15 protein-coding genes are annotated in these 22,763 nt (G+C 72.3%); 6 read left to right on the top strand and 9 right to left on the bottom strand.

The features are described from left to right. Positions 1-3 precede the first annotated feature (3 nt). Together FH608_RS40895 and FH608_RS40890 are read left to right on the top strand one after the other, a co-directional pair. Entirely contained in the window at positions 4-3,738 is a 3,735-nt protein-coding gene (locus tag FH608_RS40895; protein WP_226900351.1) for a multicopper oxidase domain-containing protein, read from the top strand. Then, on the top strand, positions 3,735-4,172 hold the full coding sequence (locus FH608_RS40890) for a hypothetical protein (protein ID WP_139635794.1): 438 nt from the start codon (positions 3,735-3,737) through the stop codon (positions 4,170-4,172). Before FH608_RS40895 ends, FH608_RS40890 begins: the two co-directional genes overlap by 4 nt. A 58-nt stretch (positions 4,173-4,230) precedes the next feature. Here the strand turns inward: FH608_RS40890 and FH608_RS40885 are convergent, their stop codons facing one another. Together FH608_RS40885 and FH608_RS40880 are read right to left on the bottom strand one after the other, a co-directional pair. Beyond that, positions 4,231-4,734 carry a hemerythrin domain-containing protein gene (locus FH608_RS40885; RefSeq protein ID WP_139635793.1) on the bottom strand — a complete coding sequence of 168 codons (504 nt, stop codon included), beginning with the start codon at positions 4,732-4,734 and terminating at the stop codon, positions 4,231-4,233. Between the two features lie 200 nt (positions 4,735-4,934). Beyond that, on the bottom strand, positions 4,935-5,627 hold the full coding sequence (locus FH608_RS40880; RefSeq protein ID WP_264372944.1) for a GbsR/MarR family transcriptional regulator: 693 nt from the start codon (positions 5,625-5,627) through the stop codon (positions 4,935-4,937). A 181-nt stretch (positions 5,628-5,808) separates the two neighbouring features. On the opposite strand from FH608_RS40880, the gene FH608_RS40875 reads away from it, so the two are divergent. Then, complete coding sequence (locus FH608_RS40875) at positions 5,809-6,648, top strand: oxidoreductase (protein ID WP_226900350.1); 840 nt, start codon at positions 5,809-5,811, stop codon at positions 6,646-6,648. A 171-nt stretch (positions 6,649-6,819) separates the two neighbouring features. After that, positions 6,820-10,272: a WD40 repeat domain-containing serine/threonine protein kinase gene (locus FH608_RS40870; protein WP_139635791.1), complete on the top strand. Its 3,453-nt coding sequence runs from the start codon at positions 6,820-6,822 to the stop codon at positions 10,270-10,272. A 142-nt stretch (positions 10,273-10,414) separates the two neighbouring features. Here FH608_RS40870 and FH608_RS40865 read toward each other — a convergent pair whose 3' ends face one another. The 3 genes from FH608_RS40865 to FH608_RS40855 form a co-directional block, all read right to left on the bottom strand. Further along, positions 10,415-11,287: a CU044_5270 family protein gene (locus FH608_RS40865; protein WP_139635790.1), complete on the bottom strand. Its 873-nt coding sequence runs from the start codon at positions 11,285-11,287 to the stop codon at positions 10,415-10,417. Continuing rightward, entirely contained in the window at positions 11,287-11,850 is a 564-nt protein-coding gene (locus tag FH608_RS40860) for an RNA polymerase sigma factor (protein WP_139635789.1), read from the bottom strand. Before FH608_RS40860 ends, FH608_RS40865 begins: the two co-directional genes overlap by 1 nt. Positions 11,851-12,166: 316 nt before the next feature. Then, complete coding sequence (locus FH608_RS40855) at positions 12,167-12,628, bottom strand: winged helix-turn-helix transcriptional regulator (RefSeq protein ID WP_139635788.1); 462 nt, start codon at positions 12,626-12,628, stop codon at positions 12,167-12,169. A gap of 101 nt (positions 12,629-12,729) precedes the next feature. Here FH608_RS40855 and FH608_RS40850 point away from each other — a divergent pair, with 101 nt between their 5' ends. Continuing rightward, a complete protein-coding gene (locus tag FH608_RS40850) occupies positions 12,730-13,239 on the top strand; it encodes a hypothetical protein (protein WP_139635787.1) in 510 nt (169 codons plus the stop codon). 265 nt (positions 13,240-13,504) lie between these two features. On the opposite strand, the gene FH608_RS40845 is transcribed toward FH608_RS40850, so the two are convergent. From FH608_RS40845 to FH608_RS40830, 4 genes are all read right to left on the bottom strand, one after another. Further along, a complete protein-coding gene (locus FH608_RS40845; protein WP_139635786.1) occupies positions 13,505-14,503 on the bottom strand; it encodes a LacI family DNA-binding transcriptional regulator in 999 nt (332 codons plus the stop codon). A gap of 69 nt (positions 14,504-14,572) precedes the next feature. Continuing rightward, a complete protein-coding gene (locus FH608_RS40840) occupies positions 14,573-17,077 on the bottom strand; it encodes a glycoside hydrolase family 3 C-terminal domain-containing protein (RefSeq protein WP_139635785.1) in 2,505 nt (834 codons plus the stop codon). 12 nt (positions 17,078-17,089) lie between these two features. Further along, positions 17,090-17,791, bottom strand: a complete 702-nt coding sequence (locus tag FH608_RS40835) for a DUF305 domain-containing protein (protein WP_139635784.1) — start codon at positions 17,789-17,791, stop codon at positions 17,090-17,092. Beyond that, entirely contained in the window at positions 17,791-19,131 is a 1,341-nt protein-coding gene (locus tag FH608_RS40830; protein ID WP_139635783.1) for a DUF1996 domain-containing protein, read from the bottom strand. Before FH608_RS40830 ends, FH608_RS40835 begins: the two co-directional genes overlap by 1 nt. 228 nt (positions 19,132-19,359) lie before the next feature. On the opposite strand from FH608_RS40830, the gene FH608_RS40825 reads away from it, so the two are divergent. Beyond that, positions 19,360-22,758, top strand: coding sequence for a discoidin domain-containing protein (locus FH608_RS40825; protein WP_226900349.1), 3,399 nt, complete (start codon positions 19,360-19,362; stop codon positions 22,756-22,758). The last annotated feature ends 5 nt before the right edge of the window (positions 22,759-22,763 follow it).

Here is a 22,763-nt window from a genome sequence, read left to right as displayed (position 1 = left end):
ATCGTGGTGACGTCGCAGATCGCCGTCGAGCGCACGCGACCGGGGCGGCCGGTGGCCTGGTGGCGGCTGCCCCTGCTGGCCGGGGCCGCCGCCGCCCTCGCCGCCGGGATCGTCGGCGGGCTCGCGCTGCTGGTCGACGAGGTTCCGGCGCCGGCGTCGTTCACCGAGCAGCACGGGCCGCTGATGGCGCTCGGCTTCCTCGGCACGCTCATCGCGCTCGAACGCGCGGTCGCGCTGCGCCGCGCATGGGGATACGCCGCACCGGCGCTGGCCGCGGCGGGCGCCGTCGCCCTGGCCGCGGGCGCGGAGCAGGCGGGCCGGCTGGCGCTGACCGCGGCGGGCGGCTGGCTGGTGGGGATCTACCTGGCCCTCCTCGGCCGCCGCCGGTCCCGCGAGACGTTCCTGCAGCTGGGCGCGGCGCTGGCCTGGCCGGCGGCCGGGCTGCTCTGGCTGGGCGGCCGGCCGGTACCGGAGCTCGTGCCGTGGTTCGCCGCCTTCCTCGTGGCGACGATCGCCGCGGAACGGCTGGAACTGGCGCACGTGGTGTTCCTGCGCCGAGCGGCCTGGGCCGGCCTGCTCGCCGCGACCGCGGTGGTCGGCGCGGGAGCGGTCATGTCGCCGGCCTCCCCGGTCGCGGGGGCGCGCGTCGCCGGGGCCGGGATGGTGGCGGTGGCCGCCTGGCTGGCCCTCCACGACGTGGCCCGGCGCACCGTACGCGGCTGCGGCCTGCCTCGGTACGCGGCCGTCTGCCTGCTGGCCGGCTACGGCTGGCTGGCGGCCGCCGGGGCGCTGTGGGCGGTCACCGGCCTGGCCTCCGGCGGATACCTGTACGACGCCGCGCTGCACGCCCTCTTCCTCGGCTTCGTCATGTCCATGGTCTTCGCGCACGCCCCGGTGATCCTGCCCGCGCTGCTGCGGGTGCCGTTGCCGTACCGGCCCGTCCTCTACCTGCCCCTCGCGGCGCTGCACGTCGCGGTGGCGGTACGGGTGGCCGGGGACCTGGCCGCCGCCGACGTCGTGCGCACGCTGGGCGGCGTGCTGGCGGCGCCGGCTCTGCTGATGTTCGCCGGATGCGTGATCGCGCTGACGCGCTCCGGCCGTTCCAGGGAGGTGTCCCGATTGGGTCCTGTCGACATCCGCGTGGAGAAGGGCCGGCCGCCGCTCGGCGGGCCTCCGCCGCCACCCCGCCCCCGCGCGTCGTGGCACCTGCGCGCGAACGCGATCGTCGTCGGCTGGCTGGGCCTGACCGTCGCGGTGGCGCTCGCCGGCGGAGTGCTGCCGGCGCCGCGCTGGCTGCTGATCCACGTGTTCCTGCTCGGCGCGGTCAGCACCGCCATCCTCATCTGGAGCGAGCACTTCACCGTGGCGCTGCTGCGCGCGCGGAGCCCGTCCCAGAACGGCAGCCTCGCCCGGCTCGCCCTGCTCAACGCCGCCACCCTGGCGGTGCTGGCGGGGGTTACGTCGGGCTCGTGGCAGCCGGCCGCCGCCGGCGCGGCGCTGATGGCGGCGGTGGTGCTGTGGCACGCGGCCGTCCTCGTGCGGCTCGCCAGGCGGGCGCTTCCCGGCCGGTTCGGCCACGTCATCGGCTGGTACGTCGCCGCCGCCGCGGCGCTCGCCGCCGGCGCCACCCTCGGCGGGCTGCTGACCTCACCGCTCGGCCAGGGCGCGGTGCACGAACGGCTGCACGCGGCGCACGCCGAGGTGAACCTGCTCGGCTGGGTCGGCCTGACCGTGCTCGGCACCCTCTTCACGCTCTGGCCGACCGTCCTGCGCACCCGCATGTCCGACAGGACCCGCCGCGCCTCCCGCATCGGCCTGTGGCTGACCGCGCCGGGCCTGGCGGTGACCGTGGCCGGGCTGCTGGCGGGCTGGCGGTGGGCGGCGGTCGCCGGGCTGGCGGCGTACGCGGTGGGCGGGCTGACCGCGCTCGCGCCCCTGGCCGACGCCCTGCGCCGCAGGCGGCCGCACACCGGGGCGGCCTGGATGCTGGGGGCGGCGATCGTCTGGTTCGAGGTGGCGCTGGCCGTGGACCTGGTGATCACGGCCACCCGCCCGGCCGGCGAGGTCGCCGGCGCGCTCTCGCCGCTGCTGCCGATCGTGCTCGCCGGATTCGTCGCCCAGGTGCTGCTGGGCTCGCTGCTGCACCTGCTTCCCGCGGTGCTGGGCGGCGGGCCCGCCAGGTTCAAGGAGAACGCGGCCCTGCTGGAGCGTGGCTGGGCCGTCCGGCTGGCGGCGCTCAACCTCGGGGTGCCGCTCCTGGCACTGCCGGTGCCGCAGCCGATCGCCCTGCTCGGCTGGGCCCTGGTGCTCGGCTCGATCCTGGCGTTCGTCGCCCTCGCCGTGACCACCCTGGGCCGGGCCCGCCATGCCGGTGCGCGGGACCGCGGGACGTGGCGGCCGTCGATGCCGGCCGTCGCCGGGGTGGCCGCCGGCTGCCTGCTGACGGCCGCCGCGGTCGTCGTCGCCACGACCAGCGGACCGGAACCGGCGGCGACCGTGACGGTGACCGGTTCGCGCACCGTCGAGGTGACGCTGTCAGGAATGAGCATCCGCCCTGGCGTGATCGAGGCGCCCGTGGGCACCGTACTGACGCTGCGCATCACCAACGCCGACGCCCAACGGCACGACCTGCGCCTCTCGACCGGCCCGCGCACCCCGATGCTGTCGCCGGGGAGCAGCGCCGTGCTGACGCTGGATCCGCTGGCCCAACCCGTGGACGGCTGGTGCACGGTGGCGGGGCACCGCGCGGCCGGCATGACCATGCGCATCGTCCCGACCCGCACGACGACGCCACCGAGCCCCGCCCACGACCAGCACAGCACCACCGGCACGTCCCTGGCCGGCCGGACCGGCGAACCCACGCGCCTGGACCTGACCGCGCCCATGTCACCGGGATGGACCCCGTACGACGCGACCCTGGAACCCGCACCCGGCGGCACCGAACACCACATCGAGCTCCGCGCCGACGACACCGCCGTCCAGGAGGTCGCCCCCGGGGTGCGGCAACGGGTGTGGACGTTCAACGGGACCATGCCGGGCCCGGTGCTGCGCGGCAAGGTCGGCGACGTGTTCGTCGTGACGTTCGTCAACGGCGGCACGATGGGCCACGGCATCGACTTCCACGCCGGGGCCGTCGCCCCGGACGGGCCGATGCGCACCATCCAGCCCGGCGAGCGGCTGACCTACCGCTTCCGCGCCGACTTCGCCGGCGCGTGGCTCTACCACTGCTCGACCATGCCGATGACCCAGCACATCGCCAACGGCATGTACGGGGCGGTCATCGTCGACCCGCCGGACCTGCCCGCCGTGGACCGCGAATACCTGCTGGTCCAGGGCGAGCTGTACCTCGCCGAGCCCGGCAGCGAAGCCCAGGCCGGCAGGATCCGGCAGGGCACGCCGGACGGATGGATGTTCAACGGCACCGCCGCCGGCTACGACCACGCCCCGCTGCGGGCCGGGGCCGGGGAGCGCGTGCGCATCTGGGCCGTGGCCGCCGGCCCCAGCTCGGGCACGGCACTGCACGTGGTGGGCGCGCCGTTCGACACGGTCTACAAGGAGGGCGCGTACGTGCTGCGGAAGAACGACCCGGGCGGCGCGCAGGTGCTCGACCTGGCTCCGGCGCAGGGCGGCTTCGCCGAACTGGTCTTCCCGGAGGCGGGCACGTACCCGGTGATCGACCACACGATGCGCCAGGCGGAGGGCGGCGCGCACGGCCTGTTCCAGGTGAGCGCGCGATGACGTGGTGGACGGTGATCAGGTTCCTGCACGTGGTGTCCGCGGCGCTGTGGGTCGGCGGGCAGCTCGCGGTGTCGCTGGTGGTGCTGCCCCTGGCCCGCCGCCTCGTGGACGACCAGCGGCGCGCCGGGGTGCTGCGCGCGGTCGGCCGCCGTTTCGGGCTCTTCACCGCCGCGCTGTTCCTGCCCGTCCAGCTCGGCACCGGCGTGGCCCTCGCCTGGCGCAAGGGCGTCACCTGGGCCTCGCTGGCCGACCCCGGCTACGGCCGGATCCTGGCCGCCAAGCTGCTGCTGTTCTGCGCGGTCATGGCCGCCGCCGCCCTGCACGGCTGGGCCAGCGGCACAGCACGGCCAAGGCTGGCTCGAACGATGGCGGTGACCTCGCTGGTGGGATCCCTCGGCATCGTCCTCCTGGCAACCGCGCTACCCGCCACCTGAGCCGGGGCCGCCACGACGCGCCCGCCTCCTCACGCGCAGCCTGACGCCGCCCTTGGCATCATGGCAAGGGCAGCCGCTCAGTCCGCCGGGATGACCGGCCACCCGGACGGCGCCAGCCCGCCACCGAAGGGGACTGGTCGGGCGTGATGCGGTCCCACGCGGCCATCGGCAACATGATGACCGCGGCCGGGAACAGCCCGTGCTCCTCATGGTCGATGTGCTGGTGCAGCCGGTCCAGGACCCCCAGCACGGCGGGCCAGTCGGGCGCGTCCCGGTCGATCGCCTCCAGCACGCCGTGGATGCCGGCGTGTTCCGCGCACAGCCGCTCCACCTCATCGGCCAGCGTCCCATCGGCGCGCAGCTCCGCGAACAGCCCGTTCTCCTCGGTGGCGGTGTGCGGGAGCAGCCGGGCGGACAGCTCGTCCAGCAGGGCCATGGCATCGCCGTACTGCTGCTCACCGATGGCGCGGCGCAGCGCTCCCGAGCACTCCAGGATGTCCCAGTGCTCCTGGGACAGCCGCCCGATCAGCGGGAAGTCACGGCAGCCGCAGTAGTTGCACATGGCGCACACCCTTCCAGGGGCCTCAGATCCCAGCCGTCCACCTCACCCTCCCAGCCGGGCCGCCATCCCGATCAGGGCCGAAGGTCCCCTCGCGGCGGCCATTCGTCACCCGTCCGACGGCCGAGCCGCCCCCTGGAGAACGTGCCCTGGCAGCGGAAGGAAAGTGGTTCGCCAGGATCGGCTCATGGCGAAGCCGGAGTTCACCGCCGGCGTTGCATGGAGAGGGCCTGACGCCAATGCTCGGCCGCCTGGCTCATGTCGTGACCGAGGAGTTCGAAGAACTGGCTGGTGGTACGGAGCCGGTCGCCGGTGGGTGTGTCCGTGCCGAACATGCCGGCGCCGTGCCGGGTGGTGTCGGCCCAGATCGCCATCGCCCTGGCACTCGCCACCCACGTGCGGTACCAGACGTCCACGTCGACGAAGTACCGCACCCGGCGCGCCTCGCGCTCCCGGGTGACCATCTGTCTCTGCTCCAGCCACTTGGTGGCATGGGAGATCGTCGCCGGACTGACGTGGAGTTGCCGGGCGAGTTCCGTGGCGGTCAGGCTGCCGGCCTCGCTGAGGAACAGCGCGGCGAACACCCGGGCCGTCATGGGTGCCATCCCGGTCTCGATCATGATGGCGACGAATTGTTCCTCGAACTCCCGGGCCGTGCCGACGTCACGGTTGTCGGTGGTGTGCGGAATTCCGGCGCGGGGAGTGCGCTTGCGGCGGCGGGCGCGCCAGTTCGTCGCATGCTGCGCGCGGGCCGCGCGATAGCCGTGCGGGCCGCCGTTCCTGGCGATCTCGCGGGTGACGGTGGACCTGGACCGTCCCAGCCGGCGGGCGATCTCCGCGTAGGCCAGGCCGGCCGCCAGCCCTTCCGCGATGCGGCGACGGTCCTCGGCGGTCAACCGGCCTCCTGCCATGTGATCCTCTCCCGGGGTCGAGCACGCGCCGGCCATGGCGGACGCGGTGCCCTGGCGGTGCTGTTGCGCTCAGCTACAAGCTCATTGCACCAGTACGGGCATGTCTGCCTGCGCATATGGGATTCGCGAGTTGTCCCTGGCCAGAAAGGATTCTAGCTTTTCCCAGATGAAGAGGAGGTTCATCATGGGCAAGGTCGTGCTCGTCACGGGCGCCTCCGCCGGCATCGGCAAGGCCACCGCACTCGAACTCATCCGCGCGGGCCACATCGTCTACGGCGCCGCGCGGCGCGTACCCAGGATGGACGACATCCGCGACGCCGGCGGACACGTCCTGGCGTTGGACGCGCGCCGGCCTGAGGACCTGGAACGCGTCATCGGCACCGTCGTCGAGGAACAGGGCCGCATCGACGCTCTGATCAACAATGCCGGCGCCGTCCTGCACGGCGCGGCCGAGGACATCCCGATCGACCTGGCGCGCGACCAGTTCGAGGTCAACGTCTTCGCCCCGGCCCGGCTGGCTCAGCTCGCCCTGCCGTACATGCGCGAGCAGAGGTCCGGAACGATCGTCAACGTCTCTTCCATCGGCGGCGAGATCGCCCTGCCGCTCGGCTGCTGGTACTACGCGAGCAAGCACGCGCTGGAGGCCTACTCGGACAGCCTCCGCATGGAGGTCGAGCCGTTCGGCATCGACGTCGTGATCATTCAGCCCGGAATCATCAAGACCGAGTTCGAGGACCGCACGGCGCAGGATCTCCGCGAGATCTCCGGCACGACCGCGTACGGGCAGATGGCCGAAGCCATGGCCAAGCACGCCGAGTCGCAGCTCGGCGAGAACAGCCAGGGCTCCGACCCCGGCGTGGTCGCCACCGTCATCCGGCAGGCCATCGAAGCGGACAAGCCCGAGACGCGCTACGCGGTCGGCTGGATGGCAGACAAGCTCCTGGAGCTCAACAGGACGCTGTCAGACCGCGAATTCGACAAGCTCGCCACGAACGCCGCGAAGTAGGCCCGGCGATGCCGCACCACCCCGGCTCACGCCTGGTCGGCGTCCATCCTTCGGGTGAACGGGTATGGGGCACTTCTCGCGGTCGGCGCCGGCGACACCCACGACGACATCTGGGACGTGACCGCAGACGGATGCGACAACTTTGCGCGATTTCAGCTCATCTAACACCCCGTGGAATCGCTGATCACGGTCGACCCCCAGCGCGTCGGGGCGTACTGGCTGGCGGGACGGTTGGGCTCGGGTGGCCAGGGCGTGGTGTACGACGCCTACGACGGTGATGGCCGCAGGGTGGCCGTCAAGGTGCTGCACGCCGCCGACCATGACCGGATACTCCGGGAGGCGACCGCGGCGCGGCGGGTGGCGTCCTTCTGCACGGCCCGGGTTCTCGATGTCGAACTGGACGGCGATGAGCCGTACATCGTCTCCGAATACGTGCCGGGGCCGAGTCTGCGGGCGGCGGGCCGGGTCTTCACCGGCGACGACCTCCACCGGCTCGCGACGGCGATCGCGACCGCGCTGACGGCCATCCACGAAGCCGGGGTGATCCACCGCGACCTCAAACCCGACAACGTGCTGCTCGGCCCCGACGGGCCGCGCGTCATCGACTTCGGCATCGCACGGACGCTCGACATGTCGCTGACCAAGACGGGCCAGATGTCGGGAACGCCCACCTACATGGCGCCGGAGGTGTTCACCGGGCAGCGTGCGGGTGCACCCGCCGACGTGTTCGCCTGGGGCGGCATCGTGCTGTTCGCGGCCACGGGCAAGGACCCGTTCGGCGCGGACCACCCGGGTGGCGTCATGCACAAGGTGCTCTCCCACCAGCCCGACGTGGGCGTGCTGCCCGCCCGGCTGGCCTCGCTCGTCGGGGCCGCGCTGGAGAAGGACCCCGCGTCCAGGCCCGCCGCTCGCGACCTGCTGCTCGCCCTCGTCAGTGGCGACACGGCGGACACCGGGGGTCTGCTGCGAACGGGAAGCCGCACGGCGGGCGGGCTGCATGTGTCCGGCACGGGTGACCCCGCGCTCGGCACGATCGCCGAGGACGCCTACGGCGCGCTCGCGCCGCAGGAGCGTGACCTGGCCGTCGAGGTGTTCCTGCGCATGGTCGCCGTGGGCGAGGACGGGCACGAGAGCGGCCGCTGGGTCGCGCGGGAGGAACTGCTCGCCGGACGGCCCGAGCGGGAGGCGGAGGCGATCGAGAGGGTGCTGACGGCGTTCTCCTACGTCATCACCACCAAGGACGGCCAGATCGCACTGTCGCGGCCCGCGCTGCTGCGGGCCTGGCCGCGGCTGCGCATGTGGGTGGACGCCGACCGCGGCGGGCTCGCCGTGCTGAACCAGATCAACGCCGCGGCTCGCCACTGGGACGAGCACGGCAGGCGCGACGGCGACGTGCTCCAGGGCAGCCGCCTGGAACATGCGCTGAGATGGGCCGCCACCGGACGGCGGCACGTGACGCTCACCCCGTTCGAGCGTGACTTCCTCCAAGCGGGCACCGAACTGGCCAAGAAGCGCGCCAGGCGGAGAAGCCTCACCACGGTGGCGCTAGCAGGACTGCTGGTGCTGGCACTGGTGGCAGGCGGCCTCGCCGTGTGGCAGCGGCAGCAGACCGCCGCGCAGCGCGACATCCTGACGGCCAAGCAGGTGGCGGCCCAGGCAGACGGCATGCGGGTCACCGACCCGGTCAAGGCCATGCTGCTGAGCGTGGCGGCCTGGCGCGTCTCACCGCAGTCCGAGGCCCGCTCCAGCCTCATGTCCTCGCTCCAGCAGCCGGAGATCGCCGCGTTCCGCGACCCGGTGGCCGAGGGCGTGGCGTACCGCGCGCTCAGCAGGGACGGCCGCACGCTGGTCAGCGTCAGCACCGAGGCGGTGAACCTCTACGACATCCGCACCGGCAGGCGCGTGGACGGCTGGACGGAACTCGGACTGACCGGCACGATCTCCAACCCGCCCGCGCTGAGCCCGAGCGGACGCCTGCTCGCTGTGACGACCTCCGACGAGCTGGGCGTCTGGGATGTGAGAACGCACGGGCTGCTGCTGAAGGAGAAGCTGCCCCAGGCGAGCAACGGCGGCTTGCACGCCGTCTTCGGCGAGCACGAGACCACCCTCACGGTCGCCTTCGCCGACGACATCTACCGGCTCATCGATCTGGCCACGGGCAGGAGGTTCGGCAAGGGGCTGTATGAGGGGGAGGGCGCGGCGGTCCTGGCGCAGACGCCGCTCCTGGACCCGACCGGCAGGCATCTGCTGCTCACCGGCGAGCGTTTCGACGAGCTGGCGCTGCCTGCCTGGACCCCGGAGCGGCGCTACCGGGCCTGCCGCGGCAATGGGAACGCGGCGGCCTTCAGCGGGGACGGCCGCGTCCTGGTCTGCGCGGGCGACGACATCGTGCTGCTGGACGCGGCCACCGGGCGCGTGCACGACACCGCCGATGACGACTGGGAGTGTGACATCTGCGGAAGCGGCTTGCCCGAACTCCGCCTCAGCGGGGATGGCCGCACCCTTGCCGCCTTCCGTGACAGGGACGTCCGCGTGTGGGACGCCGCCACTCACCGGCAACTGCTCTCCTACCGCGCCGAGGGAAGGCTGTCCGACGTGCGCTTCGACCCCGGCGGCACGCTGCGGTACCTGCTCGACGACACCGTGGTCGGCCTGGACCTGAGCCCGAGGACCACCGTCACCCGCACCGCGAAGGGCAGCCCGGCCCTCAGCGGAGACGGCCGTTGGGCCACGTTCCTGACGCACGGCGGGCGGCTGCACATCTGGGACCTGCGCCGGCACAAGAGCGCGGGCAGCATCGACACCGGCCAGACCGACGCCTTCACGTCGGCGATCGACGACACGGGCACCGAAGTGGCGACGATCGACGAGACGGTCAAGCTGTGGGACCTCAGGACCCACAGGCAGCTCTGGTCGGCGTCCGTCCCGGGGTGGAGCCCCTCCGTGTCGTACGTCTACTTCAGTCCCGACGGACGCGAGCTCTCCATGACCGCCATCTACGGGCAGAACCCGGTCGTCCGTCAGATGGTGTTCGACACGGCCGACGGCCACGTCCTGCACTCCTACAAGACCCGCGTGATGGGCGGGCCGTTCACCCCGGACGGCCGCTCCTACGCCTCAGGCGACGGCATGCTGCGCGACGTGGCCACCGGCAGGCAGATCGGCGCAAGCTACGGTCCCGTCGTCGGGCCGGCCGTCAGCAGGCGCGGGATCATGGCCGGTTACGTCGACGCCGTCGGCCGCATCAAGTTGTGGTCACTCAAGGGCGGCGTGGTGCCCCTGCGTCCGCCCCTGCCGCGCTCTGCGAGTGCCCCCGATCTCCTGGCCTTCGCCCCCGACGGCACGGTGCTGGCCGCCGCAGGCGGCGGCCGGGTCCAGCTCTGGGACGTCACGGGCAGGCGGCGGCTCGGCGGCGGCTTCGACCTGTCCGAGCAGAGCGCGGAGGCGCTCGCCTTCAGCGCCGACGGCGCCACGCTCTACGCGGCGGTGGACGGCGCCGTCCACGAGATGCCCGTGGACGCCGAGCGGGTCGTCAAGGCGGTGTGCGCGCGGGCAGGGCGCGGCCTCACACATGCGGAGTGGGACGAGTACCTCGGTGGCGTGCCGTACCAGGAGATCTGCTGATCATGTGCGGGATCATGCCTGCCGTACTGAGCACCGGTCCGGTCAGGAGTGTGAGGCGCGTGCCGACGCGGCCGGGGAGCTTCTCCGCCACGACCGCGCCCGTCCCCTGCTCGACGAGTACGCCGGCCCGCCCACCAGGTGTTCATCGCGGGAGCTCGTCCGTCCACTCGGTGGTCACCGAGACATACGAGTTGCTCATCGCCGCGCCCCCTTCGGCGGTCAGCAGGATGTTGGCGCGCGCCACCCGGGCGGCCTCGGGATCGACGACCATCCTGATCTCCAGGCTCCCGGAGAGCGGGATCAGCAGTGCCTGGCCGCCCTCGACCGGCCCCGCGTTCTTGATCCCCGGCGTCGCGGCGAGGGCCTCGAATGCCGCCGCACGGACCTGCGCGGGCGTCGGCAGCTCCGTGATCAGGGTGACCAGCGGGGAGACGAGCTCGCCTTGCCGTTCGCCAGGGAACATGGCGCTGTCATGCTGCGGAAGCTCGGCGATGCGCTCCTTCAGCTCCTCGGGATCCGTTGGAAGCCCTTCGAGCTCTTCGAAACCGATCTCGGCGCCCATGAGCCTGAACGAGGCCGGATCCTCGACGACGGCGCCGGGTGCGGCGTCCGGCTCGTTCCTGGACCAGTGGCGGCCGTCGCGGGTGGTCCAGCTCTCCTGCATCTGGGGCGCGTCCGGGCCCTGCCACGTACGCATGATGTGCCAATAGGTCCCCGTGCCCTGGGGGATGTGCTCGGCGCTGGCCGCGGCCATGAGCAGGACGTCTCTGCCCGGGACCGGCGTGGCGCCGGGCAGCGCCACGCGCGGATGGTCGTCCGCCACCACCACACCGGCACCGATCGCCACGGCCAGCGCGCCCGCGAGCACCAGCCGCCGGCCGAGCCGCGGCCCGAGCCGAGGTTCACGGTGAGGCTCGTGCTCGCGCACCGCGGCCAGAAGCCGGGCCCGGGCGGTGCTCTCCGCCTGCGCCGTCATCGGCGGGGTGTCCCGCCGGAAGTCCCTGATCGTGCTCATCACAGCTCCTCGTCTCCCAATACGGCCCGTGCCTTCTTCCTGGCCCGGTGCAGCCGCGACCGCACGGTCCCCGGTGGGATGCCGAGCGCCCGGGCCACCTCCTCGTAGCCGAGGCCCTCCCACGCCACCAGCAGCAGCACGTCGCGGTCGCCGCGCGACAGCGACGCCAGCGCCCCCGCCAGCTCGCGCTCCTTGTCCCGCGCGGCGACCCGCCGCACCACGGCGTCGGCGATCGGTTCGGGCAGGGGATCCACGCCGGTACGCGCCAGCGCTCGCAGCATCCGCTCCTCCTGTCGCCTGTGTCTGGCGACGAGCGTCGTGGCGATGCCGTACAGCCAGGGGCGCGCCAGCGGAAACGACATGTCGTACGAGTCGCGCCGCCGGAACGCGGCCAGGAACGTCTCGGCCACGATGTCGTCGGCGGCCTGCGTGCCGATCCGCCGCGCGGCGTACAGGTGGATCTGCCGTGCGTACCGGTCGAACAGCGTGGCGAACTGCTCGGGGTCGCCGACGGATCGCCTGATCAGCTCGGCGTCGTCGATCTCGGCCGTCTCAACGGTCAACGGCCCTCCTTAAGGTCGGTCGGTCACCCTGCTGTCTCCCGCACCCCATGGCAAGGTTCTCGACACCGGAGGAAGAGTGACGGACGTCACAGGCACGGCCCCGGTCGAGCACCTTCACAGGTCCGGCTCCGTCGCGTCGAAGCCGGTGCTCCCAGGTGGTCCACCGGGGGAGCGGCGTCGAGACGGACGCCATCGTGCGGAAGCAGGCCCACGCCATCGCGGGTGTGCTCGACCGGTCCCCGGGTTCCGGCAGGAGCAAGGAACTGGTGGACAGCCGTTGGCCGAGTACGCCCTCCCCGCCTGACGCCATCACCTCTTAGGAGGGGGAGCCGGTCATTCCGGGCCCATGCACGACGTGGATCTGAGCCAGGTCGGTGACCTGCCCACAACTGTCGCAGGTGGTCTGCTCGGCGATCGCTCCACCGCAACCGGCGTGCCGATACAAGATGGGCGGTCCGTCGGGCGCCGCCCATCGATCTCCCCACTGCGTCAGCGTGATGATCACGGGTGCCAGATCGAGTCCCTTCTGGGTCACGACGTAGCCGGCCCGATCGGGATGGTCCGTGCTGGACCGCCGTTCGAGAATGCCCGAGTCGACAAGGCTGTCGAGACGTTTCGTCAGGACGTTGGTCGCGATGCCCAGGCGCTGGAAGTCGGCGAAACGGGTCGCGCCGGCGAACAGCGCGTCGCGCACGATCAGCAGGCTCCACCGCTCGCCGATGACCTCGAGCGCCCTGGCGGCGGAGCACACCTGTGTGTCGTAGGTCCTGCCCAACATGACGTGCACTCCCAACAAGACGCTTGCATCAAGCAAGTATACGCCCCTAGTCTCTCACTTGCATCACGCAAGTAACCCGAGGATTCCAGAGGAAGAAGGCCATGGACACCACCCCGCTCCGCGACGCCTATCGCGCGCTCCTGGACGCTGCCGCCACAGTGGCCGACGCCGACGGCATCAGCCCCGTCCCGCCGGCCGGCGAGTGGAACGCCGACCAGATCCTGGCGCACGTCAGCATCATCAACGCCGTCACCATCGCCGCCGCCGGCACTGTCTCGTCAGGCGCGAACACGACCTACGAAAATCGCACAGCGCTGGACACCTGGACCATCGAACGCGTCATCACGAACGCCGGCGGCAACGCCGGGCTCCGGAACCGCATCCACGCCCAAGGGAACGTCCTCTGCGCACTTGGAGGACAGGTGCTGAGCGAGGCCGAGCTCGACGCACCGGTGCCCACACTGCTCCTGTCCGCCGGCACGGTCTTGGTCGACCAGCCGGTGCCGCTGAGGGACATCATCACGGGCCTGGCAGAAGTCGAGCTGCCCGGCCACGCCAGGCAACTTCTCGCCCTGCTGCCGGACGACGCCGTGACAGCAGCCACAACGTGACCGCGACCACCCGGCTCACGCGGTCCCTCCGGACGAGCCGCACCCAGTGGACATGACTCTGCCGCCAAGCGCGCCGCGATGCGCACGCGGCCTGCCGTTCGCGCACGCCGAAGCAGCCGAGACGCGGGTCGGGAGTGCCTGACCGCAGGAGGTTCTGGTGGAACCGCATGCCCGGTTCGTTCGATGTGGCGGGGCTGGGATCGGAGCCACGAACCTGGTCACGGCGCCATCGGGGAGTGCGCCGCCGACCGGGAAGCCGGCTGAGTCAGCCGGAGGCCCGGACGATCAGGGCGGGCTCGAAGATGACGGAGGTGGGCGTACGGCCCGGCTCGTCGATGTGGTCGAGTAGAAGACGCCCCATCTCGGCGGCCATGCCCTCGACCGGGTGCCGGATGGTCGTGAGGGGCGGGCGGCAGGCGGTCGCGGCGCTGCTGTCGTCGAAACCGATCACGGCCACGTCGTCGGGGACGGAGCGGCCGTGGTGGCGCAGCGCGTGGAGCGCGCCTTGGGCCATCAGGTCGTTGGCGACGAACACGCCGTCGAGGTCGAGCCGTTCGGCCAGCAGCCGTTCCATGGCCTGCTCGCCGCTGTCGTACGTGAAGCCGCCCTCGCTGTAAGGGACGAAGGCGTGCCCGTGCCTGGCCATGGCGTCCTGGAAGCCGGCCAGGCGGGCCTGCGCGGCGGGCACGTCGAGCGGGCCGCAGATGGTGGCGACGCGGCGGCGCCCCAGCTCGACGAGGCGGTCGGCGGCCAGGGCGGCGCCGGCCCGGTGGTCGACGTCGACGTAGCTGATCGGGATCGGATCCGCCGGTCGGGCGAACAGCACCGCGGGCACCGCCGCCTCGACCAGCTGCGCCGGGAGCGGGTCGGCCGCGTGCGTGGAGACCAGCAGCGCGCCGTCGGCATCGCCCTGCCGCAGGTACGACACGACCTGGGCGCGGCTCTGCGCGGTCTCGGCGAACATCAGCACCGGGTGGATGCCACGCGGCCGCAGGAAACTGATGATCCCGGCGACGACGCGGCCGAAGAACGGGTCGGTGAGGAGGGGGCTGGGTGACGGGTCCTCGTCGGCCCCTGCCCCGGACAGCACCAGGGCGACCGCGCCGGTGCGCCTGGTGACGAGGGAGCGCGCGGCGCGGTTGGGGACGTAGCCGGTGGTGGCGATGGCCTGGCGCACCGTCGCCTGGATGTCGGGATCGACGTTGCGGATGCCGTTGATGACCCGGGAGACGGTGGCGCGGGAGACCCCGGCGACCCGGGCCACGTCCTCCAGGGTAGGAGAGCCCCCTTGTTTCACCAGCTCTTTATAGCACGCAGATGGGAGAGCGCTCTCCTAGCTGTATGAGACCGTTATGACGGCCTCCAGCGGGAGATCGGCGGCCGATCGCCCGGCGTGCACCGTCATCTCGCCCTCGGCCGTGCACCAGGCGCCCGCCCAGTGCTGGAACGCCCGGGCCGGAAGCTCGACGACGGCCTCGGCCCGCTCGCCGGACTCCGCCGTGACCGCGGCGAAACCGGCCAGCCACCGCACCGGCCGCGCGCGGTCCCGCGGCCTGGACAGGTAGATCTGGACGACCTCGCGGCCGGCCCGCGGTCCGGTGTTGCGCACCATCACGCGCACCCGCACCGGCCGGTCGGACGCGATCCGCTCCGGTGCCCACAACCCCTCATACCTCCAGGTCGTGTAGCCCAGACCGTGCCCGAACCAGTACGCGGGCGGCTCCTGCTCGCGCAGCCAGCCCCGGTACCCGATGTGCGGGCCTTCGGCGTACTCGAGCACGCCGTGCTCCGGCACGGCCGGCACGAGGGCCCGGTCCGCCCAGGTGGTGGGCAGCCGCCCGCCCGGCTCGGCCCGGCCGAGCAGCACGTCGGCCAGGCCGTTGCCGCCCTCCTCGCCGGGGAACCAGCCGACCAGGACGGCTGCCACCTCCTGCCGCCACGGCATCGCGACGGGACCGCCGGAGTTGACCACCACGACCGTCGCCGGGTTCGCCGCGGCGACGGCGCGCACCAGCTCGTCCTGGCCCTCGGGAAGCGTGAGCGTCTCCCGGTCGACGCCTTCGCTCTCGGCCTGCTCGGTGGTGCCCACCACGACGACGGCCACATCGCTGGAGCCGGCCAGCTCGACCGCGGCGGCCAGCTCCGCCGCCGGGTCTGCGGCAGCCGGGGCGGCGGCCAGCACGCAGGCCCGCCCGCCGCCGGGGACCAGCTCGCGACGCATGACGATCTCGACTTCGCGGCCTGCTTCGAGGGTGACGCCTCCCGTTCGATACGGCGGGGCCAGGTGCACGGTGGCGGGATCGTCGGTGTGCCGGGGGACCGTCTCGTCGATCACGATGCGGCCGTCCACGGCCAGCTCCAGGCGGCCCCATCCGGCGGCGGCCACGTGCCAAAGGCCCGCGCGGTCCGGCCGCACGAGGGCTCTGACCTCGACGGTGACGGCCCTGTGGATCGGTCCTTCCGGTTCGAGGAGCCGGCCGGTGAACCGGTGCTCGGCGTGGATCTCCGTGCCCGCCGCGTCCAGGAGGCGGACCAGGAGCCCGTTCTCGCCGGTGCGGGGGTTTCGGGCCGTGGCGCTGTCGAGAGGGACGGGCGCGCCGCCGAAGGTCACGCCGTCGGCGTGACGCACCTCGGCGTGGCCGTTCAGCGCGGTACGCAGGCCCTCCAGCGGAGTGACGAGGGACTCCGGGTACACGCCCGCGCTCCCGGCGCCCTGGGTCCGGGGCCGGGCGGCGTTCGGCCCGATGACGGCGACCCGGGTCAGCCGGGCCGGGACGAGGGGGAGGAGATCACCCTCGTTGCGCAACAGCACGGTCGAAGCGGCGACCGTACGGCGGAGGAGAGCGCGATCCTGCCGGTCATCGGGACCGCCAGGGGAGAGGTCGTCAGGAGAGAGGCCGTCAGGAGAGAGGCCGTCAGGAGAGAGGTCGCCGGGGGAGAGGCCGACGGGGGAGAGGCCGACGGGGGAGGGGGCGGGGGAGCGGGGCAGCGCGCCGACGCGGGCGGCCAGCCGCAGCAGGCGGCGCACCTTGTCGTCGATCGCCGACTCCGGCACCTCACCCGCCCGGACAGCCGTCACCAGCGCCTCACCCCACGGTCCTTCGGGGCCCGGCATGGCCAGGTCCTGGGCGGCGCGCGCGGAGGCCACGGTGGATCGCACCGCTCCCCAGTCCGACACCACCACCCCGTCGAACCCCCATTCACCCTTCAGAGGCTCGGCCAGGAGCCCGTTCTCGGACATGGTGGCGCCGTTGACCCCGTTGTAGGCCGACATCACCACCCACACCCCCGCCTGGACGGCCGCTTCGAAGGGCGCCAGGTACACCTCGCGCAGGGTGCGCTCGTCGACGCGGGCATCGAGGGTGAGCCGGTCGGTCTCGGATTCGTTGGCCACATAGTGCTTGGCCGTGGCAGCGACCCCGCGCGACTGGATGCCGCGGATCACCGCCGCGCCGATACGGCCGGTCAGCAGCGGATCCTCGGAGTAGCACTCGAAGTGCCGCCCGCCCAGCGGGGAACGGTGCAGGTTCAGGGTGGGGGCCAGGACGACGTGTACGCCCTTGCGCCGCGCCTCGACGGCCAGCAGCTCGCCGATGGCCATGGCCAGGCTCTCGTCCCAGGTGGCGGCCAGCGCGGTGGCGGAGGGGAGTGACAGGGAGGTCCGTCGCTCGTCCCACCCTTCCCCGCGCACGCCCGCGGGGCCGTCGGAGGTCACCATGGGTTCCAGGCCGATGGCGGGCTCGGCGGCGGTGCGCCAGACGGTCGCCCCGGTGAGCAGCCGCACCTTGCTCTCCAGGTCCAGCTTGTCCACCAGGCGGTCGAGGTCGTCCGGGATCACACGCGTGTCCTTTCAGGAGGGAGAGCGCTCTACCGAGCGTAGAGCGGAGAGCTGGTTCGCGCGGGCGCGTTCGACGGCGGCGGCCAGGGCTTTGACGCCGGGATCGGCGCCCGAGACCTGTTCCGAGCGGGTCACCGACTGGGACTGGCTCAGGTGGGCGCGGAGATGGCCGGTGAAGAGCGTGTCGAAGGCGGGGCCTTCGGCGGTGCGCAGGCGGGTGAGTTCGACGGCGGTGACCATGCCCGGCATGTCGTGCCCGGCGTGCGGGTTGTCGGCGGGCAGACCGGTGGTGTGGAGGGCGGCGCGCAGGTGGGCGAGTTCGACGACGTACGTGGTGCGCAGCCGGCGGGCAAGCCGTCGTACGGCAGGCGCGTGGCCCCGGGAGGCACCCAGGTCGAGCAGCGGCAGGACCCGCTCGTCCATCGGGATCATGAGCTGCAGCCAGGCGAGGTCGGTGGGGTTGACGCTCCCGCTCGGGACAGGTTGCGCGGCGCGCGGGCCGGCCGCCTCCGCGGGTGCGTGGTGGGCGTGCCGTACCGCGGTGTCGTCGCGGGCCAGGTAGCCGCCCACCAGCACCGCCGCCAGCGCGAGCAGCACCAGCGGCGCGAGCCTGGTCCGCACCCACGGCGCGCGCCCGGCGACCGCCCGCGGCGCCGTCCGCCCGCCCCGGTGGCCGTGGCGGGCGGACGGGCCGGTGGGTTCCGCGGAGGACATCAAGGCAGCTCGAAGTCCTCGGTGAGCGCTGCGCCCCGGTGCGGCTTGTAGAGGTCGTAACCCCGCGGGTCGCACTGCAGCCCGCCGTTGATGCAGTGGGTGACCAGCGCGTCGAGGATGCGCGGGTCATCCCAGGCGTTGAAGAAGTCGTAGTGCCAGGAATAGCCGCGGCCGCTGGCCAGGCGGGCCTGCGACAGGTCACCACTCGCCGGGAAGGCGATCTTGAACTCCAGCATCGGCACCGCGACCGGGTGGCTCGACGGGCAGTAGCCGCCGACCGGGTAGGCCATGTGGCTCTTGTGGTCGGCGCTGTCGAGATGGACCCCGTCCCAGCAACTGGGAGCCTGGAAGCGCACGTTGACCTGGCTGCCGGGCGCGCAGTAGGCGGGGATGTCCCAGCTCTTGGACAGGTCGCCGCACTCGAAGCCCTCGACGGCGCCCGGGTGGGTACGGAACTCCTCCTGGGTGGAGGTCGGGCTGCCGACGACGAAGCGCAGGCCCTGCGGGAAGGGCTGCACCTGCCAGTAGTCCAGGATGCCGGACTTGTAGTAGATCACCTGGTTGCCGACGGGCTCGATGAGCTGGTCGCCCACGTAGAAACTGGGGAACCAGTAGGCGGACTTGTCGTGGTGGTTGGTGCAGGAGGTGGTGCCGGCCAGCAGCGAGGAGGAGGTGCTGTGGGCGTCGGTGGTCGTGTTGCCGACGAAGGTGTGCATGTGGGAGGCGCCGGGCAGTCCGGGGAAGACGATCGGGTCGTCGGGCCGGTTGGCGGTCAGCGAGCAGTTGGCCTGGAACTCGTGGTGGGTGACCTCGTCGGTGAAGGTCGGTTTGGGCCGGGGTGTGGTCCCGGCGCCGCCGGTGCCGTGGACCTCGAACTCCCACAGGGAGTAGCCGTAGCCGGTGGCGCGGGCGGTGCCGTACATGCGGACGTAGCGGCCGGTGCCGCTGACGTTCCACGTGTCGATGCCGCCGTCACCGCCGGTCACGGTCTTCAGGTCGGTCCAGGAACCGCCGTCGGACGAGGACTGGACCTTGTAGTCGCGCGCGTAGGCTCCTTCCCACGACAGGACCACCTTGCTGATGGTCGCCGAGGCGCCCAGGTCGACCTGGACCCACTGCGGGTCGGCCCAGGCGCTCGACCACCGGGTGGCGGGGTCGCCGTCGAAGGCGGCGCCGGCCGCCAGCGCGCCGCCTTCCGACGAGGACGCCGAGGCGGTCCTGCCCAGGGACAGCACCGTGTCGGCGGCGGCGGGCAGGACGAAGGCCAGGCTGGTGGCCGCCACCGCGGAGACGACGGCGGCGGCTAACGCGAGGGCTGCGTTTCTTCGGAACACGGACATGGTGTCTCTCCTCGGGGCAGATGTAGGAGAGCGCTCTCCGTCGAGAGTGGACGCCGCCTCGCGGGCTTGTCAAGACGATGTCCGTCTCACTTCCCTCACCGTGCGCTGGTGACCTGCACCTTTCAGCCGAGCAGAGATTTGGGCCTTGACGCGGGTCTCACCAGGATGCAGTGTTCCGGCACGGAGAGCGCTCTCCTCCTTCCTGGCAGCCCTCACCCTTAGGAGAGAGTGAACGTGTTTCCCGTCCGACATACCGGCCGGTTCCGGTTCGGCCTGGTCGTCGCCCTGGTGGCGTGCCTGGCAGGGCTCGGCCCGGCCGTGGCCGCCCCCGCGGCCGCGGCGGCCGAGACCCTGCTGTCGCAGGGCAAGGCCGCCACCGCCTCCTCAGCCGAGGGTGGCGACACCACGGCGGCGATGGCCGTGGACGGCGACGCCGGCACCCGCTGGTCCAGCGCCTTCAGCGACGCCCAGTGGCTCCAGGTCGACCTGGGCGCCCCGGCCACGCTCAGCAGGATCGACCTCATCTGGGAAGCCGCCTACGGCCGCGGCTACAAACTCCAGGGATCGGCCGACGGCACGTCGTGGACGGATCTGAAGACCGTCACCGACGGCGACGGCGGCACCGACACCGTCGAGGTCTCCGGCACCGCCCGCTACGTCCGCATGCTCGGCGTCGAGCGCGGCACCGGCTACGGCTACTCCCTGTGGGAGTTCCAGGTGTACGGCGGAGCCGGTCAGACCTCCGGCTGCGGTACCGCCAACGCCGCCCAGGACAGGCCCGCCACCGCCTCCTCGACCGAGGGCGCCGCCTACCCGGCGAGCGCCGCCGTCGACGGTGACACCGGCACCCGCTGGTCCAGCGGGGCGTCGGACCCGCAGTGGATCCAGGTCGACCTCGGCTCCGACCAGAGCATCTGCCAGGTCACTCTGGTCTGGGAGGCCGCCTACGGCGCCGCCTACAAGATCCAGGCTTCGCCCGACGGTTCGGCGTGGACCGACCTGGAGTCCGTCACCGGCGGCGACGGCGGCACGGACACGTGGAACGTCAGCGGCACCGGCCGCTACGTCCGCATGTACGGCACCGCCCGCGCCACCGGCTACGGCTACTCCCTGTGGGAGTTGCGGGTCAGCACCGGCGAGAACACCCAGGAGCCCGGCGACTGGACCGAGGCGTGGCGCGAGGACTTCACCGGCCCGGCCGGCACCTCGCCGTCGGCCGCCGAGTGGATCAGGCGCACCGGCACCTCCTATCCCGGCGGCGCGGCCAACTGGGGCACCGGCGAGGTCGAGACGATGAGCGACTCCACCGCCAACGTCAGCCTCGACGGCGACGGCCACCTGAGCATCAGGGCCGTCAGGGACGGCGCCGGCAACTGGACCTCCGGCCGCGTCGAGACCCAGCGCACCGACTTCGAGGCCGGGCCCGGTGAGATGGTCCGCTTCAGCGCCCGGCTGAAACTGCCCGCCGTCGCCAACGGCCTGGGCTACTGGCCGGGGTTCCGTGCCACCGGCGCCGCCTACCGCGGCGACTACACCAACTGGCCCACCGTCGGCGAGACCGACATCATGACCAGCGTCAACGGCGCAGACGAGGTCTCCAACACCCTCCACTGCGGCACCGCGCCCGACGGCGTCTGCAACGAGTACAACGGCCGCACCGGCGGCTTCGCCAGCTGCGGTTGCGCGACCGGCTACCACGAGTTCTCGCAGGTGATCGACCGCACCAGGACCGACGAGGAGATCCGCTTCTACCTCGACGGCGAGCAGACCTGGGTGGTACGGCAGAGCCAGGTCGGTGTCGCCGCCTGGCAGGCAGCGGTGCACCACGGCTTCTCCCTGCGGCTCGACCTGGCCATCGGCGGCTCGCTCCCGAACGCCGTCGCCGGGGTCACCACCCCGTCGCCGGAGACCACCTCGGGCGGCGTGCTGAGCGCCGACTGGGTGTCGGTCTCCCGCCGGTCGGGCACCACTCCCACCCCGATGACCGACGGACCGGTCCCCGCCGGGCCGAGCGTCGTCAGGGTGACCGGCGGCAACGGCAGCTGGCAACTGTCGGTCAACGGTCAGCCGTACCTGATCAAGGGCGTGACCTACGGTCCGCCGCAGGGGGCGGCCGACGGCTACATGCGCGATCTGAAGGCGATGGGGGTCAACACCGTCCGCATCTGGGGCGTGGACGACGCCGGCACGCCGGCCCTGCTCGATGCCGCCGCCCGGAACGGCATCAAGGTGATCGTCGGGCACTGGCTCAACCAGGGCGCCGACTACGTCAACGACACCGCCTACAAGACCGCTGTGAAGAACGAGATCGTGGCGCGCGTCAACACGCTGAAGAACCACCAGGGCGTGCTGATGTGGGACGTCGGCAACGAGGTCATCCTCACCATGCAGGACCACGGCCTGCCGGCCGACGTGGTGGAGCAGCGGCGGGTGGCGTACGCGCAGTTCGTCAACGAGGTCGCCGTGGCCGTCCATGCCGCCGACCCCAACCACCCGGTCACCTCGACCGACGCCTACACCCACGCCTGGACCTACTACAAGGCCCACGCGCCGGCGCTCGACCTGCTCGCGGTCAACTCCTACGGCGCCATCCACACCGTCAAGGACGACTGGATCAAGGGTGGGTACGGCAGGCCGTACATCGTCACCGAAGCCGGACCCGACGGCGAGTGGGAGGTGCCCGACGACGTCAACGGCGTCCCCGACGAGCCGACCGACCTGCAGAAAGGCCAGATGTACACGGCCAGTTGGAACGCCATCAGCGGTCACACCGGAGTGGCGCTCGGCGCGACCATGTTCCACTACGGCCTGGAGAACGACTTCGGCGGCGTCTGGCTGAACATCACCCCGGGCGGCTGGCGCAGGCACGGCTTCCACGCCCTCAAGCAGGCCTACACCGGACAGCCCACCGGCAACACCCCGCCGCGCATCAGCTCGATGACGGTCGGCTCGCAGACCGCGGTCCCGGCCGGCGGCACCTTCACCGTCGACACGCAGACGATCGACCCCGACGGCGACCTGATCCGCTACCACGTGATGCTCGGCGACAAGCACATCACCGGCAACCGCGGCCTGCGTCACGCCCGCTTCACGCGGACCTCCTCCACCAGGCTCACCGTCACCGCACCGGAGCAGCTCGGCGTCTGGAAGGTCTACGTCTACGCCTACGACGGCCACGGCAACGTCGGCATCGAGCAGCGCTCCTTCCGCGTCGTGCCGCCCGCGGTCGACGGCACGGACGTCGCCCGCGGCAAGCCCACCACCGCCTCCAGCTACCAGGCCACCGGCGACGGCGGCCCGTTCGACCCCGGCCGCGCCACCGACGGCAGCTTCACCACCCGCTGGGCCAGCGAGTGGTCCGACGCCCAGTGGATCCAGGTGGACCTGGGCGCGGTCACGCCGATCAAGCACGTGCAGCTCGGCTGGGAGACGGCTCACGCCCGCGCCTACACGATCCAGGGTTCTGCCGACGGCAGCACCTGGAACGACCTGAAGACCGTAACCGACGGTGATGGCGGCTTCGACAGCTTCGACCTCACCGCCTCCGTCCGCTATGTCCGGCTCTCCCTCACCCAGCGCGCCACCGCCTACGGCTACTCGCTGTGGGAGTTCGGCGTCTACCGCTGATTGGA

It is taken from the genome of Nonomuraea phyllanthi (genome assembly GCF_006334985.2).
In the GTDB taxonomy this organism is placed as follows: Bacteria; Actinomycetota; Actinomycetes; order Streptosporangiales; family Streptosporangiaceae; genus Nonomuraea; species Nonomuraea phyllanthi.
This window is presented reverse-complemented; position numbering and strand designations above follow the sequence as displayed.

Coding starts and splice junctions, on each gene's coding strand:
- FH608_RS40890 (WP_139635794.1), top strand. CDS start 3,735: ATGACGTGGTGGACGGTGATCAGGTTCCTGCACGTGGTGTCCGCGGCG.
- FH608_RS40885 (WP_139635793.1), bottom strand. CDS start 4,734: ATGTGCAACTACTGCGGCTGCCGTGACTTCCCGCTGATCGGGCGGCTG.
- FH608_RS40875 (WP_226900350.1), top strand. CDS start 5,809: ATGAAGAGGAGGTTCATCATGGGCAAGGTCGTGCTCGTCACGGGCGCC.
- FH608_RS40865 (WP_139635790.1), bottom strand. CDS start 11,287: ATGAGCACGATCAGGGACTTCCGGCGGGACACCCCGCCGATGACGGCG.
- FH608_RS40855 (WP_139635788.1), bottom strand. CDS start 12,628: ATGTTGGGCAGGACCTACGACACACAGGTGTGCTCCGCCGCCAGGGCG.
- FH608_RS40850 (WP_139635787.1), top strand. CDS start 12,730: ATGGACACCACCCCGCTCCGCGACGCCTATCGCGCGCTCCTGGACGCT.
- FH608_RS40835 (WP_139635784.1), bottom strand. CDS start 17,791: ATGTCCTCCGCGGAACCCACCGGCCCGTCCGCCCGCCACGGCCACCGG.
- FH608_RS40830 (WP_139635783.1), bottom strand. CDS start 19,131: ATGTCCGTGTTCCGAAGAAACGCAGCCCTCGCGTTAGCCGCCGCCGTC.